The organism is Stenotrophomonas sp. Nf1, from assembly GCF_003028475.1.
Lineage (GTDB): Bacteria > Pseudomonadota > Gammaproteobacteria > Xanthomonadales > Xanthomonadaceae > Stenotrophomonas.
Genome location: NZ_PYTV01000001.1, coordinates 189,361 through 212,844, shown reverse-complemented (window position 1 = coordinate 212,844; position 23,484 = coordinate 189,361). Strand labels below are relative to the sequence as shown.

The following is a 23,484-nucleotide window of genomic DNA, read 5'->3' as shown; positions in this document are numbered from 1 at the left end:
TGGCCGAACGCCGCCTTGCGGCGGCCTTCGGATTGGCGCAGCCCTTCTGGGGCCGCGAGGCAGCACCGTAATGGTGCTGCCCTGCCTGTTTTACAAGGCCGTCAAACTCACCAGCGGTAGTGGGCGAATGCCTTGTTGGCTTCGGCCATGCGGTGGGTTTCTTCGCGCTTCTTGATGGCGCCGCCACGGTTTTCCGAGGCGTCGATCAGTTCAGCGGCCAGCTTCTTCGGCATGGTGTTCTCACCACGCTTGCGCGCGGAGTCGATCAGCCAGCGCATGGCCAGAGCCATCTTGCGCGACGAACGCACTTCGACCGGCACCTGGTAGGTGGCACCACCGACGCGGCGCGACTTGACTTCGACCGCCGGAGCGACGTTGTCCAGCGCCTTCTGCACCAGCTCAATGGCGTTGGCGCTGCTGTTCTTCTCGGTGATCACGTCCATGGCGCCGTACACGATCTTTTCGGCGACGGACTTCTTGCCGCTCTGCATGACCATGTTGATGAAGCGGGCGATGGTTTCGCTTCCGTGCTTCGGATCGGGCAGGACGGAACGCTGCGGAGTATTACCCTTACGCGACATAGTGCTCTCTCCTTATGCCTTCGGACGCTTGGCGCCGTACTTGGAACGGGCCTGGCGACGCTTGGCAACGCCGGCGGCGTCGAGCGAGCCACGAACGGTGTGGTAACGCACACCCGGCAGGTCCTTGACGCGACCGCCGCGGATCAGGACCACGGAGTGCTCCTGCAGGTTGTGGCCTTCACCACCGATGTAGGAAATCACTTCTTCCTGGTTGGTCAGGCGGACCTTGGCAACCTTGCGCAGAGCCGAGTTCGGCTTCTTCGGAGTGGTGGTGTAGACACGGGTGCAGACGCCACGGCGCTGCGGGCACTTGTCGAGCGCCGGCGAGGCACTCTTGTAGGTGGTCGCTTGCCGCGGCTTGCGGACCAGCTGGTTGATCGTCGCCATCAGTAGGTTCTTCTGATTGGTGGCCGGAAAATCCGACCAGAGATGCGGAAATGTTAAAGCAGGCCGAAATTTTGGCCTGCTGAGACAGACGATTGTAGCAACCTGCCAGGAAAGCAGTCAAACGCCTCCTGTCAAGCCCGTTCCTGATCCCGGAACGTTACTGGGGGGCCTCCATGTACCCCGTTCAGGTTGGCGGGGTGAACCGCGAGCGGTCCACCCTGCCCTGTCCTTGGCCCGATCGGTGCAGTCGAGCAAGCTCGACTCTACCGGCCGGACCGGTGTTTCAGTCTTCCGAAGCCTGTTCAGCTTCCACTTCGGCGGCCGGTGCCTCGACCGCGGCCGGGGTGCCGGCCAGGGTCTGCATCTCCGACTCGGTGAGACCGGACGCGCCACGACGGCGGTTGCTGTGGTACGCCAGGCCGGTACCGGCCGGAATCAGGCGGCCGACGATGACGTTTTCCTTCAGGCCACGCAGGTTGTCCGAGGTGCCGCGGACGGCCGCTTCGGTCAGCACGCGGGTGGTTTCCTGGAAGGACGCCGCCGAGATGAACGACTCGGTCGCCAGCGAGGCCTTGGTGATACCCAGCAGCACCGGATCGAACTGGGCCGGCAGCTCGTTGCGGGTCGACAGGCGCGCATTCTCCTCGATCACGCGCTGACGCTCCACCTGTTCGCCGTTCAGGAACTTGCTGCTGCCCTGATCGGTGATCTCGACCTTGCGCAGCATCTGGCGGGTGATCACCTCGATGTGCTTGTCGTTGATCTTCACGCCCTGCAGGCGGTACACGTCCTGGATTTCCTTCACCAGGTAGGCCGCCAGCGGTTCGACACCCAGCAGACGCAGGATGTCCTGCGGGCTCGGCTCGCCGTCCACGATGGTTTCACCCTTGGTGACATGCTCGCCTTCGAACACGATGACCTGGCGGTACTTCGGAATCAGCTCTTCGTGCTCCGAACCATCGGTGTCCTTGATGATCAGGCGCTGCTTGCCCTTGGTGTCCTTGCCGAAGCTGATGATGCCCGAACGCTCGGCCAGCACCGCCGGATCCTTCGGCTTGCGCGCTTCGAACAGGTCGGCCACGCGCGGCAGACCACCGGTGATGTCGCGGGTCTTCGATGCTTCCTGCGGGATCTTGGCGACGACGTCGCCCACGCCCACCGGGGCGCCGTCCTGCAGGTTGACGATCGAGCGCGGCGGCAGCAGGTACTGCGCCGGCAGATCGGTGCCCGGGATCGACAGGTCGTTGCCCTTGGCATCGACGATGCGGACCAGCGGACGCAGATCCTTGCCCTGCGAACCACGACGCTTCGGGTCGGTGATCTCACGCGACGCCAGGCCGGTCAGTTCGTCGGTCTTCTCGATGACGGTGATGCCGTCGATGAAGTCCACGAAGCGCACGAAACCGGCCACTTCGGAAACGATCGGGTGGTTGTGCGGATCCCAGTTGGCCACGGTCTGGCCAGCCTTGACCGCTTCGCCGTCCTTGGAGGTGATGTTGGCACCGTAGGGCAGCTTGTAGCGCTCACGCTCACGGCCGTGCGCGTCGAGCACCGAGATTTCGCCCGAGCGCGACACTGCGACCAGCGAGCCATTGGCGTGCTCGACCGACTTGAGGTTGTTGAACTTGACCGAACCGGTGGTCTTGACCGTGATGTTGTCGACCGCAGCCGCACGCGACGCCGCACCACCGATGTGGAACGTACGCATGGTCAGCTGGGTACCCGGCTCACCGATGGACTGGGCGGCGATGACGCCGACCGCTTCACCGATGTTGACCAGGTGGCCACGGGCCAGATCGCGACCGTAGCAGCGACCGCAGACACCGAAGGCCGATTCGCACGAGATCGTCGAGCGGACCTTGATGCTCTGCACGCCGGCATCTTCCAGCTTGGCCACCCAGGCTTCGTCGAGCAGGGTGTTGCGGGTCACGATCGGATCTTCGTCGTTGCCCGGCAGGAACACGTCCTCGGCAACCACGCGACCCAGCACGCGGTCCTTCAGCGGTTCGACCACGTCGCCGCCTTCCACGATCGGGGTCATGATCAGGCCTTCGGTGGTACCGCAATCCACCTCGGTGATCACCACGTCCTGCGCCACGTCGACCAGACGACGGGTCAGGTAACCCGAGTTCGCGGTCTTCAGCGCGGTATCGGCCAGACCCTTACGGGCACCGTGGGTGGAGTTGAAGTACTCCTGCACGTTCAGGCCTTCGCGGAAGTTCGCCTTGATGGGCGTCTCGATGATCGAGCCATCCGGACGCGCCATCAGGCCACGCATGCCGGCCAGCTGACGGATCTGCGCCTGCGAACCACGCGCACCGGAGTCGGCCATGATGTACAGCGAGTTCATCGACTTCTGGTCGATGGTCTCACCCTTGGCATTGACCACCTTCTCGGTACCGATGGTGTCCATCATCGCCTTGGCGATGCGCTCGTTGGTGCGCGACCAGATGTCGACCACCTTGTTGTAGCGCTCGCCGGCGGTGACCAGACCCGACTGGTACTGCTCCTGGATTTCCAGCACTTCGGCTTCGGCCTCGGTGAGGATGCCCTTCTTCTCGTCCGGGATCAGCATGTCGTCGATGCCGATCGAGACGCCGGCGCGGGTCGCGTAGGCGAAGCCGGTGTACATCAGCTTGTCGGCGAACACGACCGTGTCCTTCAGACCCAGCTGGCGGTAGCTGGAGTTGATCAGGCGGCTGATGTTCTTCTTGGTCAGCTCGGTGTTGGCCAGCGCGAACGGCAGGCCTTCCGGCAGGATTTCAGCCAGCAGGGCGCGACCGATCGTGGTATCCACGATCGAGGTCTTCGGCTGCTTGTTGCCTTCCTCGTCGGTCACCACTTCGGTGATGCGGACCTTGACGCGCGCGTGCAGTTCCACCACGCGGTTGTCGTAGGCACGCTTGACTTCGGCGATGTTGGCGAAGGCCATGCCCTCGCCCTTCTTGTTCTCCAGCGAGCGGGTCATGTAGTACAGACCCAGCACGACGTCCTGCGACGGCACGATGATCGGCTCGCCGTTGGCCGGCGACAGGATGTTGTTGGTCGACATCATCAGCGCACGCGCTTCCAGCTGGGCTTCCAGCGAGAGCGGCACGTGGACGGCCATCTGGTCACCGTCGAAGTCGGCGTTGAACGCGGTGCAGACCAGCGGGTGCAGCTGGATGGCCTTGCCTTCGATCAGCACCGGCTCGAACGCCTGGATGCCCAGACGGTGCAGGGTCGGCGCACGGTTCAGCATCACCGGATGCTCGCGGATGACCTCTTCCAGGATGTCCCAGACTTCGGCTTCTTCGCGCTCGACCAGCTTCTTGGCGGCCTTGATGGTGGTGGCCAGGCCACGACGCTGCAGCTTGGCGAAGACGAACGGCTTGAACAGCTCCAGCGCCATCTTCTTCGGCAGGCCGCACTGGTGCAGGCGCAGGTACGGACCGACCACGATGACCGAACGGCCCGAGTAGTCGACGCGCTTGCCCAGCAGGTTCTGACGGAAGCGACCCTGCTTGCCCTTGATCATGTCGGCCAGCGACTTCAGCGGGCGCTTGTTGGTGCCGGTGATGGCACGGCCACGACGGCCGTTGTCCAGCAGCGCATCGACCGATTCCTGCAGCATGCGCTTTTCATTGCGCACGATGATGTCCGGCGCGCTCAGTTCGAGCAGGCGGCGCAGGCGGTTGTTACGGTTGATGACGCGGCGGTACAGGTCGTTCAGGTCGGAGGTCGCGAAGCGGCCGCCGTCCAGCGGCACCAGCGGACGCAGGTCCGGCGGCAGCACCGGCAGCACGGTCATGACCATCCACTCCGGACGGTTGCCCGATTCCAGGAAGGCTTCGATCAGCTTGATGCGCTTGGTGAGGCGCTTGAGCTTGGTTTCCGAACCGGTGGCGGCGATTTCCTCGCGCAGGCGGGTCATTTCCGACTGCAGGTCGATGGTGCGCAGCAGTTCGTACACGGCCTCGGCGCCCATGGCGGCGTCGAAGTCGTCACCGTGCTCCTGGCGGGCCTGCAGGTACTGTTCTTCGGTCAGCAGCTGGCGGCGCTCCAGGGCGGTCAGGCCCGGCTCGGTCACCACGTAGGCTTCGAAGTACAGCACGCGCTCGATGTCGCGCAGGGTCATGTCCAGCATCAGGCCGATGCGCGACGGCAGCGACTTCAGGAACCAGATGTGCGCGACCGGCGACGCCAGGTCGATGTGGCCCATGCGCTCACGACGCACCTTGGCCAGGGTCACTTCGGTGCCGCACTTTTCGCAGACCACGCCGCGGTGCTTCATGCGCTTGTACTTGCCGCACAGGCACTCGTAGTCCTTGACCGGCCCGAAGATGGCGGCGCAGAACAGGCCGTCACGTTCCGGCTTGAAGGTACGGTAGTTGATGGTTTCCGGCTTCTTCACTTCGCCGAAGGACCACGAACGGATCAGGTCCGGCGAGGCCAGCGCGATCTTGATCGCGTCGAAGTCCAGCGTCTGGCGCTGCTGGTTGAAGAGGTTGAGCAGGTCTTTCATGGTGTTCTCCAGAAGGAGGAATGCTGTGTCGATGGGCTTTCAGGTCACTGCCAGCGGCGCGGCGGCGAACCGCCGCGCCGGCATGGATCAGTTGTCTTCCAGTTCCATGTTGATGGCCAGCGAGCGGATTTCCTTCACAAGCACGTTGAAGGATTCCGGCATGCCCGCGACCATCTCGTGCTCACCGTCGACGATGTTCTTGTACATCTGGTTGCGGCCCTGCACGTCATCGGACTTCACCGTCAGCATTTCCTGCAGGGTGTAGGCCGCGCCGTAGGCTTCCAGCGCCCAGACTTCCATTTCACCGAAGCGCTGGCCGCCGAACTGCGCCTTGCCGCCCAGCGGCTGCTGGGTGACGAGCGAGTACGGGCCGGTCGAACGGGCGTGCATCTTGTCGTCGACCAGGTGGTTCAGCTTCAGGTAGTGCATGTAGCCAACGGTGGTGTGGCGATCGAAGGCTTCACCGGTGCGGCCGTCGTACAGCTGGGTCTGGCCACTGCTCGGCAGGTCGGCCAGTTCCAGCATGCGCTTGATTTCCGCTTCGGTGGCACCGTCGAACACCGGGGTGGCCATCGGCACGCCGTCGGTCAGGTTGCGGGCCAGGCGCAGCAGTTCCTCGTCGCTGAACTGCGACAGGTCGACACGGTTGGCCACGTTGGTGTCATCGTGGTTGTAGATGTCGTCCAGGAACTTGCGCAGGTCGGCCACGGCCGCCTGGGCTTCCATCATCGCCTGGATCTTGCGACCCAGACCCTTGGCCGCCCAGCCCAGGTGCACTTCCAGGATCTGGCCGATGTTCATACGCGACGGCACGCCCAACGGGTTCAGCACGATGTCCACGGTTTCGCCCGAGGCCATGTACGGCATGTCCTCGACCGGCACCACGTTGGACACCACACCCTTGTTACCGTGGCGGCCTGCCATCTTGTCGCCCGGCTGGATGCGGCGCTTCACGGCCAGGAACACCTTGACCATCTTCAGCACGCCCGGGGCGAGATCGTCGCCGGCGGTGATCTTGCCGCGCTTGTCGGCGAAGCGACGCTCGAATTCCTTCTCGTGCGCCTGGATCTGCTTCTGCGCGCGCTCGATGGCTTCCGACGCGTCCTCGTCCTTCATGCGCAGGGCGAACCAGTCGGCCTTCTTCAGGCCGTCCAGGAAGGCGTCGGAGATCACGTCGCCCTTCTTCAGGCCGGCGCCACCGTTGACCACCTTGCCCACGATCTGCGAACGCAGACGCATGTAGATGGCCGCTTCCAGGATGCGGAACTGGTCGTCGAAGTCCTTCTTGACGCGCTTGATTTCAGATTCTTCGATCTGACGGGCGCGCTTGTCCTTCTCGATGCCATCGCGGGTGAAGACCTGCACGTCGATGACGGTGCCGTCCATGCCCGGCGGAACGCGCAGCGAGCTGTCCTTCACGTCCGAAGCCTTCTCGCCGAAGATCGCACGCAGCAGCTTCTCTTCCGGGGTCAGCTGGCTTTCGCCCTTCGGGGTGACCTTGCCGACCATGATGTCGCCGGCGCGGACTTCGGCACCGATGTACACCACGCCGCTCTCGTCCAGGCGGTTCAGCGCCTGCTCGGAAACGTTCGGGATGTCGGCCGAGATTTCCTCCGGCCCCAGCTTGGTGTCACGCGCGACGCAGGTCAGCTCTTCGATGTGGATCGTGGTGTAGCGATCCTCTTCCACCACGCGCTCAGAGAGCAGGATGGAGTCTTCGAAGTTGTAGCCGTTCCACGGCATGAACGCGATCAGCATGTTCTGGCCCAGGGCCAGTTCGCCGATGTCGGTGGACGGACCGTCGGCCAGCACGTCGCCGCGGGCGATGACATCACCCACCTGGACCAGCGGACGCTGGTTGATGCAGGTGTTCTGGTTCGAGCGGGTGTACTTGACCAGGTTGTAGATGTCCACGCCGGCGTCGGTGGCGCCAACGATCTCTTCCTCGTTGACCTTGACCACGATGCGGGCGGCGTCGATCTGCACGATCTCGCCACCACGGCGGGCGTTCACGGTCACGCCGGAGTCACGCGCCACGGCGCGCTCGATACCGGTACCGACCAGCGGCTTCTGCGCACGCAGGGTCGGCACGGCCTGACGCTGCATGTTGGCGCCCATCAGTGCGCGGTTGGCGTCATCGTGCTCCAGGAACGGAACCAGCGCGGCCGCGATCGACACGGTCTGCATCGGCGAGACGTCCATGAAGTGGACTTCCGCCGGCGGCTTCAGCAGCGATTCGCCCTGGTAACGGCAGGGGACGAACTGCTCGGTCAGCACGCTGTTGGCGTCGGTCAGCGCGTTGGCCTGCGCAATGACGTACTCGTTTTCTTCGATGGCCGACAGGAACTCGACTTCGTCATAGACCTTGCCGTCCACGACCTTGCGGTACGGGGTCTCGAGGAAACCGTACTGGTTGGTGCGGGCGTACACGGCCAGCGAGTTGATCAGGCCGATGTTCGGGCCTTCCGGGGTTTCGATGGTGCAGACGCGGCCGTAATGGGTCGGGTGCACGTCGCGCACTTCGAAGCCGGCGCGCTCACGGGTCAGACCGCCCGGGCCGAGGGCCGAGACGCGACGCTTGTGGGTCACTTCCGACAGCGGGTTGTTCTGGTCCATGAACTGCGACAGCTGCGAGGAGCCGAAGAACTCCTTGATGGCCGCGGCGACCGGCTTGGCGTTGATCAGCTCCTGCGGGGTCAGGCCTTCGGACTCGGCCATCGACAGGCGCTCCTTGACCGCGCGCTCGACGCGGACCAGGCCCACGCGGAACACGTTCTCAGCCATTTCGCCGACCGAACGCACGCGACGGTTGCCCAGGTGGTCGATATCGTCGACCACGCCGCGACCGTTGCGGATCTCGGTCAGGACCTTGATCACGTCCAGGATGTCGGAGCTGTCGCCATGGGCGGCAACCAGGCGCTTGGACTCTTCGTCGTTGCGCTCACCGAAGTACTTGCTGTCGTACAGCACGGCTTCGCCGGTGGTTTCCTTGCGGCCCACGCGACGGTTGAACTTCATGCGGCCGACCGCGGACAGGTCGTAGCGCTCGAAGGTGAAGAACAGATTGTGGAACAGGTTCTGCGCGGCATCCTTGGTCGGCGGCTCGCCCGGACGCATCATGCGGTAGATCTCGACCAGGGCTTCCAGCTGGGTCTTGGTCGGATCGATGCGCAGGGTGTTGGACAGGTACGGGCCACGATCCAGGTCGTTCACCCACAGGGTGCCCACCGCATCGACGCCGGCCTTGCGGAAGTTCTGCAGCTGCTCGTCGCTGATCTCGTCGTTGGCCTGGGCCAGCAGTTCGCCGGTGGAGGCATCGACCACGTCGTGCGACAGGATGCGGCCGACGATGTAGTCGTCCGGCACGGCCAGGGCGGCGATGCCCGAGGCTTCCAGCTGCTTGATGTGGCGCGCTGTGATGCGCTTGCCAGCTTCCACGATGACCTTGTCGCCGTCGGCGAGGTCGAAGCCCAGGGTTTCGCCACGCAGGCGCTCGGGCACCAGCTCCAGCTGGACGCCTTCATCCGGGTTGATGTGGAAGGTGTTGATCTCGAAGAACTCGGCCAGCATCTCTTCGTTGCTGTAGCCGAGCGCGCGCAGCAGGATCGACACCGGCAGCTTGCGGCGGCGGTCGATACGGGTGAACAGCGCGTCCTTCGGGTCGAACTCGAAGTCCAGCCAGGAACCGCGGTAAGGAATGATGCGGGCGCTGTACAGCAGCTTGCCCGAGCTGTGGGTCTTGCCACGGTCGTGGTCGAAGAACACGCCCGGCGAGCGGTGCAGCTGCGAGACGATGACGCGCTCGGTGCCGTTGACGATGAAGGTGCCGTTCTCGGTCATCAGCGGGATTTCGCCCAGATAGACCTCCTGCTCCTTCACGTACTTGATGGCCTTGGTCGACGACTCGCGGTCGTAGATCACCAGGCGCACGGTGACGCGCAGCGGGGCGCCGTAGCTCATGCCGCGCTGGCGGCATTCACGTTCGTCGAAGACCGGTTCGCCCAGCTTGTAGCCGACGTATTCCAGGGCCGCATTGCCGCTGTAGCTGGCGATCGGGAAGACCGACTTCAGCGCAGCGTGCAGGCCGTGGTCCGTGCGCTTGGCCGGATCGACGTTTTCCTGCAGGAATTCACGATAGGAATCCACCTGGATGGCGAGCAGGAACGGCACTTCGAGAATCGAGCGCTGCTTGCCGAAATCCTTGCGGATACGCTTTTTTTCGGTGAACGAATAGGACGTCATGAGGTCTTCCACCTTGTTGTGCGGGCCGTGCGTCCACGACCCTGAAGGGAACTTGAAATTGTCAGTTGGAAGTCGCTGGTATTGCCGGCACCAGCACGCCTTCTCCCGCTACTTCCAACTGCCAACTCGTCTGCTACCACTCCCCCGCTGCCGCGCTCTGCGCTGGCCGGCCGGGGTCTGACCGCAGCCCGTGTTGGGCTTTCTGCTGCTTGTTGCATCCACGCATGGCGTGGATCTACCGACTACATCCACGCATGGCGTGGATCTACAACACCGCAGGAACGACCAAAGGCCGGGGGCTTACGCCCCCAGCCTTGGCTGCATCGCCGTGAATCGATGACGATGCAAGGGAAGTGCTTACTTGACTTCGACAGTCGCGCCAGCAGCTTCCAGGTCCTTCTTCATCTTCTCGGCTTCGTCCTTCGAAGCGGCTTCCTTCAGGACGCCACCGGCTTCGGCCAGGTCCTTCGCTTCCTTCAGGCCCAGGCCGGTGATGGCGCGGACGGCCTTGATGACTTCGACCTTCTTCTCGCCGGCAGTCTTCAGGGTGACGGTGAATTCGGTCTGCTCTTCAACAGCAGCAGCCGGGCCGGCGGCAGCAGCCACGGCAACCGGAGCAGCGGCGGAGACGCCGAACTTCTCTTCGATGGCCTTGACCAGCTCCATCACTTCCATCAGGGACTTCTCGGCGATGGCGTCGACGATCTGTTCGTTGGTAAGGGACATGATAAATACCTTTGGATGATTTTCTGGGTTGAGGTTCCGTCAGGAACCACGGTAAGTCGAAACTCAGGCAGTCTCGGCGGCCGGCTCGGCAGCGTCGGCGGCAACGTCGCCACCACCCTGCTTCTCGCCAACAGCCTTGATCGCGCGGGCGAACATCGTGACCGGCTCGGTCAGGACGCGGGCCAGCATGGCCAGGGCCTGATCGCGGGTCGGCAGCGAGGCCAGCACGTCAACGTGGCTTGCCGGGAACACTTCGCCACCGATGGCGACGACCTTAGCCTTCAGCTTGTCGTTGCCCTTGGCGGCTTCCTTGATCAGGCGACCGGCAGCGCCGGGCTCCTCGAGCGAGAACGCGTACAGCAGCGGACCAACCATCTGGTCCTGGGCGACTGCGAACTCGGTGCCTTCAACAGCGCGCGAAGCCAGGGTGTTCTTGACAACCTTCAAGAAAACACCGGTTTCACGAGCCTGCTTGCGCATCGCGGTCATCTGGGCGACCGTGGTGCCAGCGTATTCGGCTGCGATCAAGGAGTGGGCCTTGGCGGCGACGTCTGCCAGCTCGGCGACTACTTCTTGCTTCTGGGACAGATTGAGAGCCATTGCACTCCTCCTATTGAACTCCGCTTACGGCTCCTGCCGTGTGCGGTCCTGTGCGGCATCCGTCCTGGACGCCGGGAACATCGGGATGATGTTCCGGGGGTGGGCCGTTCTAGACCTGGAGTGGGCCAACCTGGGAAACCCAGACGTGCGTGAACCAGAAAAACTCCAGAAGGGCACCATCTACGCAGGGTGATTCCGGGGAATCGATTAAGCGCTCGTGACTGCTCCGGCGGCGACTCCTTGCCAGATCGAGCTTCCGTGCCCGTCGCCGGTATTGCCACGACCGCGCCTGCGGTCTTTGACGGCTACCGCCGGCGGTGTACTGCCTGCGATGCCTTCAAATGTCACGGTCACGGCACCCAAGGCACCGTGACCGCTTGAAACAATTACTTCAGGGTCAGCGACGACTGGTCGACGGTGACGCCCGGGCCCATCGTCGAGCTGACCGAAACCTTCTGCAGGTAGGTGCCCTTCGAGGTGGCCGGCTTGGCCTTGATCAGGTCCAGCAGCAGCGCGGTCAGGTTCGACTTCAGCGCGTCTTCGGCGAAGTCGGCCTTGCCGATGGTGCAGTGGATGATGCCGGCCTTGTCGGTGCGGTAACGGACCTGACCCGACTTGGCGTTCTTCACCGCTTCACCCGGGTTCGGGGAAACGGTGCCGACCTTCGGGTTCGGCATCAGGCCGCGCGGGCCCAGCACGGTGCCCAGCTTACCGACAACGCGCATGGCGTCCGGGGTCGCGATGACGACGTCGTAGTTCAGATCGCCGGCCTGCATCTTCTCGGCCAGGTCATCCATACCGACGGCTTCGGCGCCAGCGGCCAGGGCTTCGTCAGCCTTGGCACCGGCCGGAGCGAACACGGCGACGCGGACCGACTTGCCGGTACCAGCCGGCAGCACGGTGGAGCCACGAACCTGCTGGTCGGACTTCTTCGCATCGACGCCCAGGCGCACGGCAACGTCGATCGACTCGACGAACTTGGCCTTGGTGGCGCTCTTCAGGATGTTGATCGCGTCCTCGAAGGCGTATGCCTTGCCCGGAACGACGGCGGCCTTGATGGCCTTCTCACGCTTGGTCTGTGCCATCTTATTAACCCTCCACCACGAGGCCCATGGAACGGGCAGAGCCAGCGATGGTACGCACGGCGGCGTCCAGGTCGGCGGCAGTCAGATCCGGTTCCTTCGCCTTGGCGATCTCTTCCAGCTGCTTACGGGTGACCTTGCCGACCTTCTCGGTGTTCGGGCGCTTGGAGCCCGACGAGATGCCAGCGGCCTTCTTCAGCAGGGTGGTGGCCGGGGTGCTCTTGGTGATGAAGGTGAACGTACGGTCCGAGTAGGCCGTGATGATCACCGGAACCGGCAGACCCGGCTCGAGCTTCTGCGTGGCAGCGTTGAACGCCTTGCAGAATTCCATGATGTTCAGACCACGCTGACCCAGCGCGGGACCGACCGGCGGCGAGGGGTTGGCCTGACCGGCCTTCACCTGCAGCTTGATGTAACCGACAACTTTCTTTGCCATGTGAGTGCTCTCCGGGTGCTAGCGCCTTTCGACAACAGGCTCCCCATCGGACCGGGAATCACGCGTCCCGGCATCGCGTTTTGAAATCATGCCGAAGGCCACCTCGCGGCGGCCTCGTCCTGCCGGCATCCCAGCAGGGAGCCGCAAACTATAACAGGTTTTTTCTTCACATGCCTGAAGCGGCGCATAAACGAAGGAAACCGGGCGATGCCCGGTTCCTTGACGTAGCGTCGAGCCTGCTCGACTTTCCGCGGTCGTAGAGTCGAGCTTGCTCGACTGGCCAGCAAAGTCGAGCAAGCTCGACTCTACCCCGCCGGTCAGACGGCCTTTTCGACCTGGCCGAACTCGAGCTCGACCGGGGTGGCACGACCGAAGATCAGCACCGAGACGCGCAGACGGCTCTTCTCGTAGTTGACTTCTTCGACGACGCCATTGAAATCGTTGAACGGACCGTCGGTGACGCGGACCATCTGGCCCGGCTCGAACAGCACCTTCGGGCGCGGCTTCTCGACACCTTCCTGAACGCGATTCAGGATGGCTTCGGCCTCGGAATCGGCGATCGGCAGCGGACGGTCAGCGGTGCCGCCGATGAAGCCCATCACACGCGGGGTTTCCTTGACCAGGTGCCAGCTTTCGTTGTCGATGCGCGGAATGCCGGCTTCTTCGTGGGTCTCGATCTGGACCAGCACGTAACCCGGGAAGAACTTGCGCTCGGAGCGGCGCTTCTGGCCAGCGCGCATCTCGACCACTTCTTCGGTCGGGACCAGGACGTCGCCGAAGCGCTCTTCCATGCCGTCACGGACGATGCGATCGCGCAGAGCCTGCGCCACCGACTTCTCGAAGCCCGAATAGGCGTGAACGACGTACCAACGCTTCATGCAAATCTCCTTAGCGGCTCAGGAACAGCTGAACCAGCCACTGAATGACGTAATCGAACCCGCCCAGCAGCAGGCTGAGAATGGTTACCACCACCATCACGACCCAGGTCATGCGGATGGCTTCCTGGCGCGTCGGCCAGACCACCTTGCGCAGTTCGAAACGCGACTCGGAGAGGAATTCACGGGTGTCGCGCCCCTTGCCGGTCAGCATGAACACGCCGATACCGCCAACCAGGCCGACCACAACCGCCAATGCACGCAACTGACCGGCCCACGCACCCAGCTGGGCGGCGCGACCGGAGTCGGCGGAGAACCAGAACCAGACGAACAGACCGGCCAGCACCAGCAGCGATGCGGCGACATACTTGACGATATCCCCACCCGTGGCGGAGGTGTCCTTGGAGTGTTCGATCTTGCTATTCATCCGGCTGTGTCTGCTTTAGCGGCCCAGGCCGCTGGATAAGGTGGGCAGATGGCACGCCAGGAGGGACTCGAACCCCCAACCTGCGGTTTTGGAGACCGCTGCTCTGCCAATTGAGCTACTGGCGTACGTTTGAAACTTGCCTTCCCTTAGACGGCGAAGGCGGACCGAGGTTCCCGGCCCGCCATTCGCGTAACCGGCGGTGCTATGCAACCACCGGTACTGCAGGCTTACTCGATGATCTTCGAGACCACGCCGGCGCCGACGGTACGGCCGCCTTCGCGGATGGCGAAGCGCAGGCCTTCGTCCATTGCCACCGGGTTGATCAGGGTGACTTCCATCTTGATGTTGTCACCCGGCATCACCATTTCGACGCCTTCCGGCAGCTTGGCAGCGCCGGTGATGTCGGTGGTGCGGAAGTAGAACTGCGGACGGTAGCCGTTGAAGAACGGGGTGTGACGGCCGCCCTCGTCCTTCGACAGGACGTAGACTTCGCCTTCGAACTTGGTGTGCGGCTTGATCGAACCCGGCTTGGCCAGAACCTGGCCGCGCTCGACGTCGTCACGCTTGGTGCCGCGCAGCAGCAGACCGGCGTTATCGCCTGCCTGACCCTGGTCCAGCAGCTTGCGGAACATTTCAACGCCGGTCACGGTGGTCTTCTGCACCGGACGGATACCGACGATTTCGATTTCGTCGCCGACCTTGATGATGCCGCGCTCGATACGACCGGTCACCACGGTGCCGCGGCCCGAGATCGAGAACACGTCTTCCACCGGCATCAGGAACGGCTTGTCGATCGCACGCTCCGGCTCCGGAATCCAGGTGTCCAGGGCATCGACCAGCTTCAGGATGGCCGGCACGCCGATGTCGCTCTGGTCGCCTTCCAGCGCCAGACGGGCCGAACCCGCGATGATCGGGGTGTCGTCGCCCGGGAACTCGTACTTGCTCAGCAGTTCGCGCACTTCCATCTCGACCAGCTCGAGCAGCTCGGCGTCGTCAACCATGTCGGCCTTGTTCAGGAACACGACGATGTACGGCACGCCGACCTGACGCGACAGCAGGATGTGCTCGCGGGTCTGCGGCATCGGGCCGTCAGCGGCCGAGCACACCAGGATCGCGCCGTCCATCTGGGCAGCACCGGTGATCATGTTCTTGACGTAGTCAGCGTGGCCCGGGCAGTCAACGTGGGCGTAGTGACGGGTCGGGGATTCGTATTCGACGTGCGCGGTCGAGATCGTGATACCACGAGCCTTTTCTTCCGGCGCGGCGTCGATGGCGTCATATGCCTTGAACTCGCCACCGAAGCGCTCGGCACCGATCTTGGTCAGTGCGGCGGTCAGCGTGGTCTTGCCGTGGTCGACGTGACCGATGGTGCCGACATTGACGTGCGGCTTGGTGCGCTCGAACTTACCCTTGGCCATGGCTGCTTATCTCGAATTCGTCTGAGAGGTGATGCTTAAGATGGTGCTCACGAAAGGAATCGAACCTTCGACCTCTTCCTTACCAAGGAAGTGCTCTACCGACTGAGCTACGTGAGCCGAGTTTTGCATTATGACATGAACTCGATAAGATTCAAAGTTCATTCAATGGAGCGGGAGACGGGAATCGAACCCGCACCATCAGCTTGGAAGGCTGAGGTTCTACCATTGAACTACTCCCGCGCCGGGAATGTCACAACGTGAAACTGGTGGAGGGAGGTGGATTCGAACCACCGAAGGCGTAAGCCAGCAGATTTACAGTCTGCCCCCGTTGGCCGCTTGGGTATCCCTCCTTACCACCCCATTCCGTTGCCGCCGAAGCGTTGCGGTGTGTGGTGGTGAGCCGCTTATTCTGCTGATGGGACGGAGGCCTGTCAACGCTTTTTTCCATCTTTTTCACACGTTGTCGCAAACCCATTGATACGCAAGGTTATTGCCCGGGGACCGGCAGGGTCTCACTGGCGAAAATTGCGACATGCGGGACACCGTCGGCGCCGATCCAGCCCCGATACATGCCCTGGGTGTTGAACGGCGTGGCCATTTTTCCGTCTGCAGCGAGCACGATCGCGCCGCCGTCGCCGCCCATCTTCGGAATCGTCTCGTTGATCACGCCCTTGCCGGCCTGTTCCGGGGTCTGCCCCTGGTAGCGCATGCGTGCACAGATCTCGTGCGCGGCGGCCGTGCGGATGTAGTACTCGCCCCAGCCGGTGCCTGACACCGCGCAGCGCGCATCGGCCCAGGTGCCGGCACCGATGATCGGCGAGTCACCCACCCGGCCATAGCGCTTGTTGGTCATGCCGCCGGTGGAAGTGCCTGCTGCGAGCTGCCCCTGCGCGTCCAGCGCGACCGCGCCGACGGTACCGAAGTGTCTTGCGGTCTCCAGATCGGCGTGCGCCTGGCCGCTGGCCTCTTCCTTCAGTGCACGCTGCAGCTGCTGCCAGCGCTTTTCGGTGCGGAAGTAGGACGGATCGACCAGCACCGTGCCCTGCTCCACTGCGAACGCCTCGGCACCCTGCCCGACCATCATCACGTGCCTGGACTTCTGCATGACCGTCTGCGCCAGCAGGATCGGGTTGCGCACCCGCTGCACGCCGGCCACCGCGCCGGCGGCCTGGGTGGCACCGTCCATGACCGCAGCATCCAGCTCGTTGCGGCCGTCATGGGTGAACACCGCCCCCTTGCCGGCATTGAAGGTGGGATCGTCCTCAAGCACGGTGATCGCCGCCGTGACTGCGGCCAGCGCCGGACGGCCGGCGGCCAGTTCGGCATGGCCCTTCAGCAGCGCGGCACGCAGCGCCTCGCGCGCGGCCTTCTCTTCGGCCGGTGACAGATCCTTGCGCTCGACACCGGCGCCGCCATGGATGACCAGCAGCGGCGAAGCCGTCGGCGCGGCCTGGGCGAGCAAAGGCAGGGACAGCAGCGCAGACAGCGCCAGGCGCAGTTTCATCGGGTACGTCTCCAACAGGTGGGCAAGGGAGGCATCATCGTAGAGCCGAGCCCATGCTCGGCTGATGCCTCGATTGAAAGGCAGCCGAGCGCGGGCTCGGCTCTACAGCATCCCATGCGTGGCCACAGGATCGCCGGGTCACCGGCGGATGACTTCGATCTCGCCGTCGTTGATGTCGGCCACCGCCTGGTAGTCGGCCTCGGCCTCGAAATCATCCAGCCGCATGCGGCTGCCGCTGGCGACCACCGTCACCGGCACCGCATGGAAGCGCAATGGCTCGCCCTCGACCAGCCGGTCGGCATCGCGGCCGGGGCTGACCACCCAGACCTTGCCCTCGCCGTCGGCGCTGTAGACCTGGGCCTGGCCATCGGGCTCCACGCACAGGGCAGTATCTTCATCCACGCCGATGCCGACGATGCCGGGGTCACCACTGTCCTGCACGGCGCGCGCCACGAACACGATCAGGCGGCCGAGCCGGTCACGCTTGTCGAAATGAGTGTCGGTGACCACGCGCTGCAGGTAGGGCATCTGCAGGAAACCATGGTCCAGGGTGACCGCGCTGCCCATGGGATCGGCCAGTGCACCGGCCGAGGTGATGCTGCCACCATCGAGCGCGCCATAGGCATAGCCGCCCAGGATCGCCAGGCCAGCACTGGTGCCGGCGATCGGCTTGCCGGCACGCACGTGTGCATTGAGCGCACGGTTGAGCGCGGTGCCCTTCCAGAAGCGGATGTAGCGCGACTGGTCGCCACCGGCGATGAAGATGGCATCGGCCGCCGCCACCACGCGCAGCACGGCCGGATCGTCGGCGCCACGTCGGCTGTCGAAGACCAGGGTCTGCACGGCGGTGGTGCCGCCGATGTCGTGGTACAGCCGGTCCTGCAGTTCATCGCTGCCGGAGGCGCGCAGGATCAGCACGCGGCCGTTGCCGGCCTGCCGCAACCACCACTGGAAGGCATCGGGCACCCATTCCCCACCGCCCATCAACATCATGGCCGGGGCGCGCGGGCCGGGGCGTGGCGCGTCCAGATCGCCTACTTCGTAATAGGCAAAGCCGGGACCGTGCAGGTCCTGCGCGGACGTGGCCAGCGGCCAGGCCAGCACCAGGACCACCAGCCAGGTGATCGGGGCAAACCAGGCCCGATGGAGGCGTCGCATCTTGATCTCCCTGAACAAAATCGACCTGCAAGCGTTTTCACTCTTTGCCAGATGGACACCCAGTAGTCAAGAGCATGAAAAAGGCGTTAAATGCGCGCGCCCATTGCTGAAACATGAATGGGGGACAGGGCCCCTCCTCTGCGGGCCGGCATCATTTTTGAGAATTCCTCATGCGTAGACAGGCGATGGCGTGGTCGATCCAGCTGGCGTTGATGGGCGTGGCTGCTTCCGCGGCGGCCCAGGCACCGGCTTCCTCTTCGGTTCAACAACTGGACGCGGTGCAGGTCACCGGCTCGCGCATTCCGCGCGCCCAGGTGGAAGGCCCCGCGCCGATCACGGTGATCAATGCCGAGCAGATCCGCTCCAGTGGTTTCACCAGCGTGCCGGACGTGCTGCGTGCGATGACCCAGAACGGCGGTGAGACACAGAGCCAGCAGTCGTCCAGTGGCGCCGACTTCTCGCCCGGCGCACAGCAGGTCGATCTGCGCGGGCTGGGCCCGAACCACACCCTGGTGCTGGTCAATGGCCGCCGCATCGCCGACTTCCCGATGCCGTTCAAGGGCCGCAGCAACTTCACCGACGTCTCCAACATCCCGCTGGGCATGATCGAGCGCATCGAAGTGCTGACCGGTAGTGCTTCGGCCATCTATGGTTCGGATGCGATCGCCGGTGTGGTCAACTTCATCCTGAAGAAGAAGGCCGACGGCACCACGGTTGACCTGCGCATGGGCACCACCACCGAAGGCGGTGGCGAGTCGTTCGACATGAGCATCGCCAGTGGATTCAGCCACGGCGGCTTCAACGCCGTGTACAGCGTCGAGCTGCAGTCGCAGACCCCGTTGTGGGCCTACCAGCGCGACATCCAGGATTCGACCCAGGACGGTCCCACCGAAGGTTCGCGCATCGGCCGTCGCGCCTACCTGCGTACCGACTACAACGATGACTACCTCGACCCGGGTGCGGCCACCTGCGATGCGCTGGCCGCGCAGAACCAGGGCAGCACCTACCACGCCTACCGGCCGCGCTACGGCTACTACTGCGGCAGCGACGCATCGATCGGCTACGGCACCATCCTCAACAAGCGCCGCGGCGCCAACGGCTATGCGTCGCTGAGCTACGACTTCGACAACGGCCAGCAGTGGTTCGCCGATGTGCAGCTGGGCTACCACACGCTGTCGCTGATGCGCGACGTCACCTCGTGGGGCCGCATGGACGCCAACGGCGATGAGTCGGGCTACTTCAACAACGAAGCCACCGGCGAAATCGAGTTCTGGCAGCGGCAGTTCTCGCCGGAGGAAATGGGTGGGCTGCGCAACGCCATGGTGCGCAGCACGCAGCGCACCTTCAGCGTGACCACCGGCTTCAAGGGCAATCTGGCCGGCAACTGGGACTACGAAGCAGCACTGAGCCATTCGCAGTACAAGTCGCGGATCAGCTGGGCGCAGATCGTCGCCGCCAAGGCCAATGACCTGTTCCTGGGCCCGCAGCTGGGCGAGGATGACGAAGGCTTCCCGATCTACAACGCCGACCCGTCGCGCCTGTACCGGCCGCTGACCCGCGCCGAGTACGATTCGATCGCCGCGCGCACCACCTACACGCCGAAGTCGCGCACGGAGACGGCGGCCTTCACCCTGACCAACAGCGCACTGTTCGGCCTGCCCGGCGGTGATGCCGGCTTCGCGGCCACCGTGGAAGTGGGCCAGCAGGCGTACTCGCTCAATCCCGATCCGCTGGCGACGCAGTACTACTACTACAGCTGGAAGGATTCGGACGGCCAGGGCTCGCGCAACCGCTGGGCCACCGCCGCCGAACTGCGCATGCCGCTGCATGAGACGGTCAACCTGAGCGTGGCCGGCCGCTACGACCAGTACCGCTATTCCGGCCACACCATCGGCAAGGCGACCTGGAGCGGCGGCCTGGAATGGCGCCCGATCGATACCCTGCTGGTGCGCGGTTCGTACGGCACCGCGTTCCGGGCGCCGGACCTGCACTACGTGTTCGCAGGCCCGGGCAACGACGAGACCAGCGCTGAAGATCTGTACACCTGCCGCCTGGAAGAGGCCAGCGACTGTGCCGACCATGAGCGCGATCTGGTCCGCAGCCGCACCGGCAACCGCCAGCTTGATCCGGAAACCAGCACCTCGTGGAGCGCCGGATTCGTCTGGTCGCCGGCCATCGGCCTGGACCTGTCGGTGGACTGGTTCGACATCGACATGCGCAACCAGGTGCAGGACATGGACGTGCGCACGATCCTGGCCAATGAAGCCAACTGCCGCCTTGGCAGCGCGGACATCAGCTCGCCGACCTGCGTGGACGCGCTCGGCCGCATCACCCGTACCGCCGACGGCCGCCTGTACGGCGTGCGCGTGGAGCCGATCAACGTGGCCCGCGAGTCCACCTCCGGCATCGACGTCGGCCTGCGCTACCGCCTGCAGACCGGTATCGGTGACTTCATCCTCAACGGCACCCATACCTGGGTGAAGAAGCACGACTTCCAGCGCTTCGCTGGCGATGTGACCGAGGACCAGTTCGCGGTCAACAGCGGCTTCGATATTCCGCGCACCAAGACCAGCCTGAGCGTGACCTGGGAGAAGGCCGCGTGGTCGGCCACGGTCTACGGCTCGCGCCTGGGCAAGCTGCCGACTTCGGACAGCTACGACCAGGTGTTCGACTGGGACAGCGGCGACAGCCCCTACGTCAAGGCAACCTACCGCTACAACGCATCGGTGCAGTACCGCTTCGACGACCATTCGCGCCTGTCGTTGTCGGTGGTCAACGTGTTCAACAAGATGCCGCCGAAGGACCTGACCTATACGGCCTATCCGTACTACGACGTGTCCTGGTTCGACAGCGTCGGCCGCACGATCAACCTGCAGTACACCCACAAGTTCGGTGGCAGCGCGCTGTAAGGCGCACTCCATCGCGATGTGGACGCTGGGACGGAGGCGCAGGCCTCCGTCCTTTTTCATGCCGGGGGTTTTCCACACAGGCCGTGGAGAGCGATGGGAACCAGGTGTGGACAAGTGGCTGTGAGTGTTGCCAGGCAAGTGTTTGGAAGCGTGGCGAATATTTATCCACGCTGCGCGGACAAGCCCTGTAGAGCCGAGCCCATGCTCGGCTCCGGCCGGCATCAGCCGAGCATGGGCTCGGCTCTACAGCGGCACACGGGGTTTTCCACACAGGCCGTGGAAAGCGGTGGGGGTTTGGTGTGGAGAAGTCGCTGCGAACCACGCATTGCAATGGTTTCAAAGGGTGGTGTTTTTTTGTCCAGGCAGAATCCGGGTTTTCCACATGCGCCGTGGAAAGCGATGGGAACTAGGTGTGGACAAGTGGTTGTGAGTGTTGCCAGGCAAGTGTTTGGACGCGTGGCGAGTATTTATCCACGCCGTGCGGACAAGCCCTGTAGAGCCGAGTCCATTCTCGGCTCCGGCCGACATCAGCCGAGCATGGGCTCGGCTCTACAGCGGCACACGGGGTTTTCCACACCGGGCGTGGAAAGTGGTGGGGGTTTGGTGTGGACAAGTACCTGCGAGCCTTGCGCCGCGGGCGTTTCAGGGCGTGGTCAATTTCTGTCCACGCATGCGACCGATGCCGGAAACGCGAACGCCCCGCGCAAGGCGGGGCGTCCGGGGTCGATCCGTTGCCGCTGGATCAGACGTTGAAGCGGAAGTGCAGGATGTCGCCTTCCTGCACGCGGTACTCCTTGCCTTCCAGACGCAGGCGACCGGCTTCCTTGGCGCCAGCTTCGCCCTTGTACTTGATGAAGTCGTCATACGCGATGGTCTCGGCGCGGATGAAGCCCTTCTCGAAGTCGGTGTGGATGACTGCCGCGGCCTGCGGCGCGGTGGCGCCCTTGCGCACGGTCCAGGCGCGCACTTCCTTCACGCCGGCGGTGAAGTAGGTCTGCAGGCCCAGCAGGTTGTAGGCCGCGTTGATCACGCGGTTCAGGCCCGGCTCGCTCAGGCCCAGGTCGGCCAGGAAGGTATCGCGGTCTTCGTCATCGAGCTGGGACAGCTCTTCTTCGATCGCAGCCGACACCGGCACCACCTGCGCGCCCTCGGCGGCGGCGTGCGCGCGCACGGCTTCCAGGTGCGGGTTGTTCTCGAAACCGTCCTCGAGCACGTTGGCGATGTACATCACCGGCTTGAGGGTCAGCAGGAACAGGTCGCGCACCAGCGCCTTCTCTTCCTCGTCCAGGCCGACCGAACGACCGGACTTGCCGTCCGACAGGGCGGCCTGCAGCTTGGCCAGCACCGGCTTGCGCGCGGCCGCATCCTTGTCGCCACCCTTGGCGGCGCGCTCGGCACGGTTCAACGCCTTCTCGACGCTGTCCAGATCGGCCAGCGCCAGTTCGGTATCGATGGTTTCGATATCCGAGATCGGGTCGACCTTGTTGTTGACGTGGATGACGTCGGCGTTCTCGAAGCAACGCACCACGTGGGTGATCGCATCGACTTCGCGGATGTGCGCCAGGAACTTGTTGCCCAGGCCCTCACCGCTGGCGGCACCGGCCACCAGGCCAGCGATGTCGACGAACTCGACCGCGGTCGGGATGACCTTCTGCGGGTTGATGATCGCCGCCAGCTCGTTCAGGCGCGGATCCGGCACCGGCACGATGCCGACGTTCGGCTCGATGGTGCAGAACGGGAAGTTCGCCGCGGCGATACCCGCCTTGGTCAGCGCGTTGAACAGGGTCGACTTGCCGACGTTGGGCAGGCCGACGATGCCGCATTTGATACCCATGGGTGACAGCTCTCTGGGGTGAAAGTGATTGGAGAAACAGCGCGCGCGCTGCTTGGCCAATCCATCTCGGTGTTGATCATTGCGTGCCAACCAAGGTTGGCACCTACCGGTCTGGTTGGTTCCGTACCGACCAACGGTCGGTACCTACCGGCCGGGTTGGTTCCGTACCGACCAACGGTCGGTACCTACCGGTTATTTCGGGGTGTGCAGCCGCTTCATCGCTTCGCTGAAATCGCCCTGCACCGCCAGCGGCAGCACGTCGATCGCATCGTCGATGGCACGGGCAATCAGGACGTCGTCTTCCTTGGACGGGCGACCGAGCACCCAGCCCACCACGCGGTCCTTGTGACCGGGATGGCCGATGCCCACGCGCAGGCGATGGAACTTGCCATGGCCGAGCAGGCGGATGGTGTCGCGCAGGCCGTTCTGGCCGCCGTGGCCGCCGTCGAACTTCAACCGCGCCACGCCGGGCGCCAGATCCAGTTCGTCGTGGGCCAGCAGGGTTTCCTCCGGCTCGATCTTCCAGAACCGCTGTGCGGCGGTGACCGACTTGCCGCTGAGGTTCATGAAGGTGGCGGGCTTGAGCAGCCACACCGTCTGCCCGGCAATCTCGACCTTGGCGGTCTCGCCGAACAGCTTGCTGTCCACATTCCATCGCGCACCGGCTTTTTCCGCCAGGGCCTCAACGAAATGAAACCCGGCATTGTGCCGGGTCCGGGCGTGTTCCGATCCGGGATTGCCCAGACCGACGATCAGTCGCAGTCCTGCCATGGTTCCTTCCAATACGGTGCCTGCCCGGAG

At 64.1% G+C, this 23,484-nt stretch carries 16 protein-coding genes and 4 tRNA genes; 1 reads left to right on the top strand and 19 read right to left on the bottom strand.

What is annotated here, in order from left to right; translation table 11 throughout:
- Nucleotides 1-107 precede the first annotated feature (107 nt).
- The 17 genes from rpsG to C9412_RS00915 form a co-directional block, all read right to left on the bottom strand.
- Complete coding sequence (gene rpsG, locus C9412_RS01000) at nucleotides 108-581, bottom strand: 30S ribosomal protein S7 (RefSeq protein WP_004145321.1); 474 nt, start codon at nucleotides 579-581, stop codon at nucleotides 108-110.
- Between the two features lie 12 nt (nucleotides 582-593).
- Complete coding sequence (rpsL, locus tag C9412_RS00995; RefSeq protein WP_004145320.1) at nucleotides 594-968, bottom strand: 30S ribosomal protein S12; 375 nt, start codon at nucleotides 966-968, stop codon at nucleotides 594-596.
- A 283-nt stretch (nucleotides 969-1,251) separates the two neighbouring features.
- Entirely contained in the window at nucleotides 1,252-5,472 is a 4,221-nt protein-coding gene (gene rpoC / locus C9412_RS00990) for a DNA-directed RNA polymerase subunit beta' (RefSeq protein WP_107229955.1), read from the bottom strand.
- An 87-nt stretch (nucleotides 5,473-5,559) separates the two neighbouring features.
- Nucleotides 5,560-9,714, bottom strand: a complete 4,155-nt coding sequence (gene rpoB, locus C9412_RS00985) for a DNA-directed RNA polymerase subunit beta (protein WP_107229954.1) — start codon at nucleotides 9,712-9,714, stop codon at nucleotides 5,560-5,562.
- A 357-nt stretch (nucleotides 9,715-10,071) separates the two neighbouring features.
- Nucleotides 10,072-10,440, bottom strand: a complete 369-nt coding sequence (rplL, locus tag C9412_RS00980; RefSeq protein WP_057497299.1) for a 50S ribosomal protein L7/L12 — start codon at nucleotides 10,438-10,440, stop codon at nucleotides 10,072-10,074.
- 63 nt (nucleotides 10,441-10,503) lie between these two features.
- Nucleotides 10,504-11,040 (bottom strand): 50S ribosomal protein L10, encoded by a 537-nt coding sequence (rplJ, locus tag C9412_RS00975; protein WP_005408203.1) that lies wholly within the window; start codon nucleotides 11,038-11,040, stop codon nucleotides 10,504-10,506.
- Between the two features lie 386 nt (nucleotides 11,041-11,426).
- The gene (gene rplA, locus C9412_RS00965; RefSeq protein ID WP_004154350.1) at nucleotides 11,427-12,125 is read right to left on the bottom strand and encodes a 50S ribosomal protein L1; all 699 of its coding nucleotides are present in this window, start codon (nucleotides 12,123-12,125) and stop codon (nucleotides 11,427-11,429) included.
- Nucleotides 12,126-12,129: 4 nt separating this feature from the next.
- Nucleotides 12,130-12,558, bottom strand: a complete 429-nt coding sequence (rplK, locus tag C9412_RS00960; protein ID WP_004145248.1) for a 50S ribosomal protein L11 — start codon at nucleotides 12,556-12,558, stop codon at nucleotides 12,130-12,132.
- Nucleotides 12,559-12,875: 317 nt separating this feature from the next.
- Nucleotides 12,876-13,436, bottom strand: coding sequence for a transcription termination/antitermination protein NusG (gene nusG / locus C9412_RS00955; protein WP_004154362.1), 561 nt, complete (start codon nucleotides 13,434-13,436; stop codon nucleotides 12,876-12,878).
- Between the two features lie 10 nt (nucleotides 13,437-13,446).
- Entirely contained in the window at nucleotides 13,447-13,860 is a 414-nt protein-coding gene (secE, locus tag C9412_RS00950; protein ID WP_107229953.1) for a preprotein translocase subunit SecE, read from the bottom strand.
- A gap of 49 nt (nucleotides 13,861-13,909) precedes the next feature.
- Nucleotides 13,910-13,985 (bottom strand) — tRNA-Trp (locus C9412_RS00945).
- A gap of 102 nt (nucleotides 13,986-14,087) precedes the next feature.
- Nucleotides 14,088-15,278 carry an elongation factor Tu gene (tuf, locus tag C9412_RS00940; protein ID WP_057497303.1) on the bottom strand — a complete coding sequence of 397 codons (1,191 nt, stop codon included), beginning with the start codon at nucleotides 15,276-15,278 and terminating at the stop codon, nucleotides 14,088-14,090.
- Between the two features lie 41 nt (nucleotides 15,279-15,319).
- Nucleotides 15,320-15,395, bottom strand: a tRNA-Thr gene (locus C9412_RS00935).
- A 49-nt stretch (nucleotides 15,396-15,444) separates the two neighbouring features.
- Nucleotides 15,445-15,518 (bottom strand) — tRNA-Gly (locus C9412_RS00930).
- Nucleotides 15,519-15,542: 24 nt separating this feature from the next.
- Nucleotides 15,543-15,628, bottom strand: a tRNA-Tyr gene (locus C9412_RS00925).
- A 137-nt stretch (nucleotides 15,629-15,765) separates the two neighbouring features.
- Complete coding sequence (locus C9412_RS00920) at nucleotides 15,766-16,782, bottom strand: isoaspartyl peptidase/L-asparaginase (RefSeq protein WP_107229952.1); 1,017 nt, start codon at nucleotides 16,780-16,782, stop codon at nucleotides 15,766-15,768.
- Between the two features lie 138 nt (nucleotides 16,783-16,920).
- On the bottom strand, nucleotides 16,921-17,940 hold the full coding sequence (locus C9412_RS00915) for a cyanophycinase (protein ID WP_107230413.1): 1,020 nt from the start codon (nucleotides 17,938-17,940) through the stop codon (nucleotides 16,921-16,923).
- Between the two features lie 170 nt (nucleotides 17,941-18,110).
- On the opposite strand from C9412_RS00915, the gene C9412_RS00910 reads away from it, so the two are divergent.
- A complete protein-coding gene (locus tag C9412_RS00910) occupies nucleotides 18,111-20,849 on the top strand; it encodes a TonB-dependent receptor (RefSeq protein ID WP_107229951.1) in 2,739 nt (912 codons plus the stop codon).
- A gap of 742 nt (nucleotides 20,850-21,591) precedes the next feature.
- Here C9412_RS00910 and ychF read toward each other — a convergent pair.
- Both ychF and pth read right to left on the bottom strand, forming a co-directional pair.
- Nucleotides 21,592-22,683: a redox-regulated ATPase YchF gene (gene ychF / locus C9412_RS00905; RefSeq protein ID WP_107229950.1), complete on the bottom strand. Its 1,092-nt coding sequence runs from the start codon at nucleotides 22,681-22,683 to the stop codon at nucleotides 21,592-21,594.
- A gap of 192 nt (nucleotides 22,684-22,875) precedes the next feature.
- A complete protein-coding gene (pth, locus tag C9412_RS00900; RefSeq protein WP_049395820.1) occupies nucleotides 22,876-23,454 on the bottom strand; it encodes an aminoacyl-tRNA hydrolase in 579 nt (192 codons plus the stop codon).
- Nucleotides 23,455-23,484: the final 30 nt, after the last annotated feature.

Excerpts from the sequence above, each read along its gene's own strand:
- rpsG (WP_004145321.1), bottom strand. The coding sequence starts at position 581 with ATGTCGCGTAAGGGTAATACTCCGCAGCGTTCCGTCCTGCCCGATCCG.
- rpsL (WP_004145320.1), bottom strand. The coding sequence starts at position 968 with ATGGCGACGATCAACCAGCTGGTCCGCAAGCCGCGGCAAGCGACCACC.
- rpoC (WP_107229955.1), bottom strand. The coding sequence starts at position 5,472 with ATGAAAGACCTGCTCAACCTCTTCAACCAGCAGCGCCAGACGCTGGAC.
- rpoB (WP_107229954.1), bottom strand. The coding sequence starts at position 9,714 with ATGACGTCCTATTCGTTCACCGAAAAAAAGCGTATCCGCAAGGATTTC.
- rplL (WP_057497299.1), bottom strand. The coding sequence starts at position 10,440 with ATGTCCCTTACCAACGAACAGATCGTCGACGCCATCGCCGAGAAGTCC.
- rplJ (WP_005408203.1), bottom strand. The coding sequence starts at position 11,040 with ATGGCTCTCAATCTGTCCCAGAAGCAAGAAGTAGTCGCCGAGCTGGCA.
- rplA (WP_004154350.1), bottom strand. The coding sequence starts at position 12,125 with ATGGCACAGACCAAGCGTGAGAAGGCCATCAAGGCCGCCGTCGTTCCG.
- rplK (WP_004145248.1), bottom strand. The coding sequence starts at position 12,558 with ATGGCAAAGAAAGTTGTCGGTTACATCAAGCTGCAGGTGAAGGCCGGT.
- nusG (WP_004154362.1), bottom strand. The coding sequence starts at position 13,436 with ATGAAGCGTTGGTACGTCGTTCACGCCTATTCGGGCTTCGAGAAGTCG.
- secE (WP_107229953.1), bottom strand. The coding sequence starts at position 13,860 with ATGAATAGCAAGATCGAACACTCCAAGGACACCTCCGCCACGGGTGGG.
- tuf (WP_057497303.1), bottom strand. The coding sequence starts at position 15,278 with ATGGCCAAGGGTAAGTTCGAGCGCACCAAGCCGCACGTCAATGTCGGC.
- C9412_RS00920 (WP_107229952.1), bottom strand. The coding sequence starts at position 16,782 with ATGAAACTGCGCCTGGCGCTGTCTGCGCTGCTGTCCCTGCCTTTGCTC.
- C9412_RS00915 (WP_107230413.1), bottom strand. The coding sequence starts at position 17,940 with ATGCGACGCCTCCATCGGGCCTGGTTTGCCCCGATCACCTGGCTGGTG.
- C9412_RS00910 (WP_107229951.1), top strand. The coding sequence starts at position 18,111 with ATGCGTAGACAGGCGATGGCGTGGTCGATCCAGCTGGCGTTGATGGGC.
- ychF (WP_107229950.1), bottom strand. The coding sequence starts at position 22,683 with ATGGGTATCAAATGCGGCATCGTCGGCCTGCCCAACGTCGGCAAGTCG.
- pth (WP_049395820.1), bottom strand. The coding sequence starts at position 23,454 with ATGGCAGGACTGCGACTGATCGTCGGTCTGGGCAATCCCGGATCGGAA.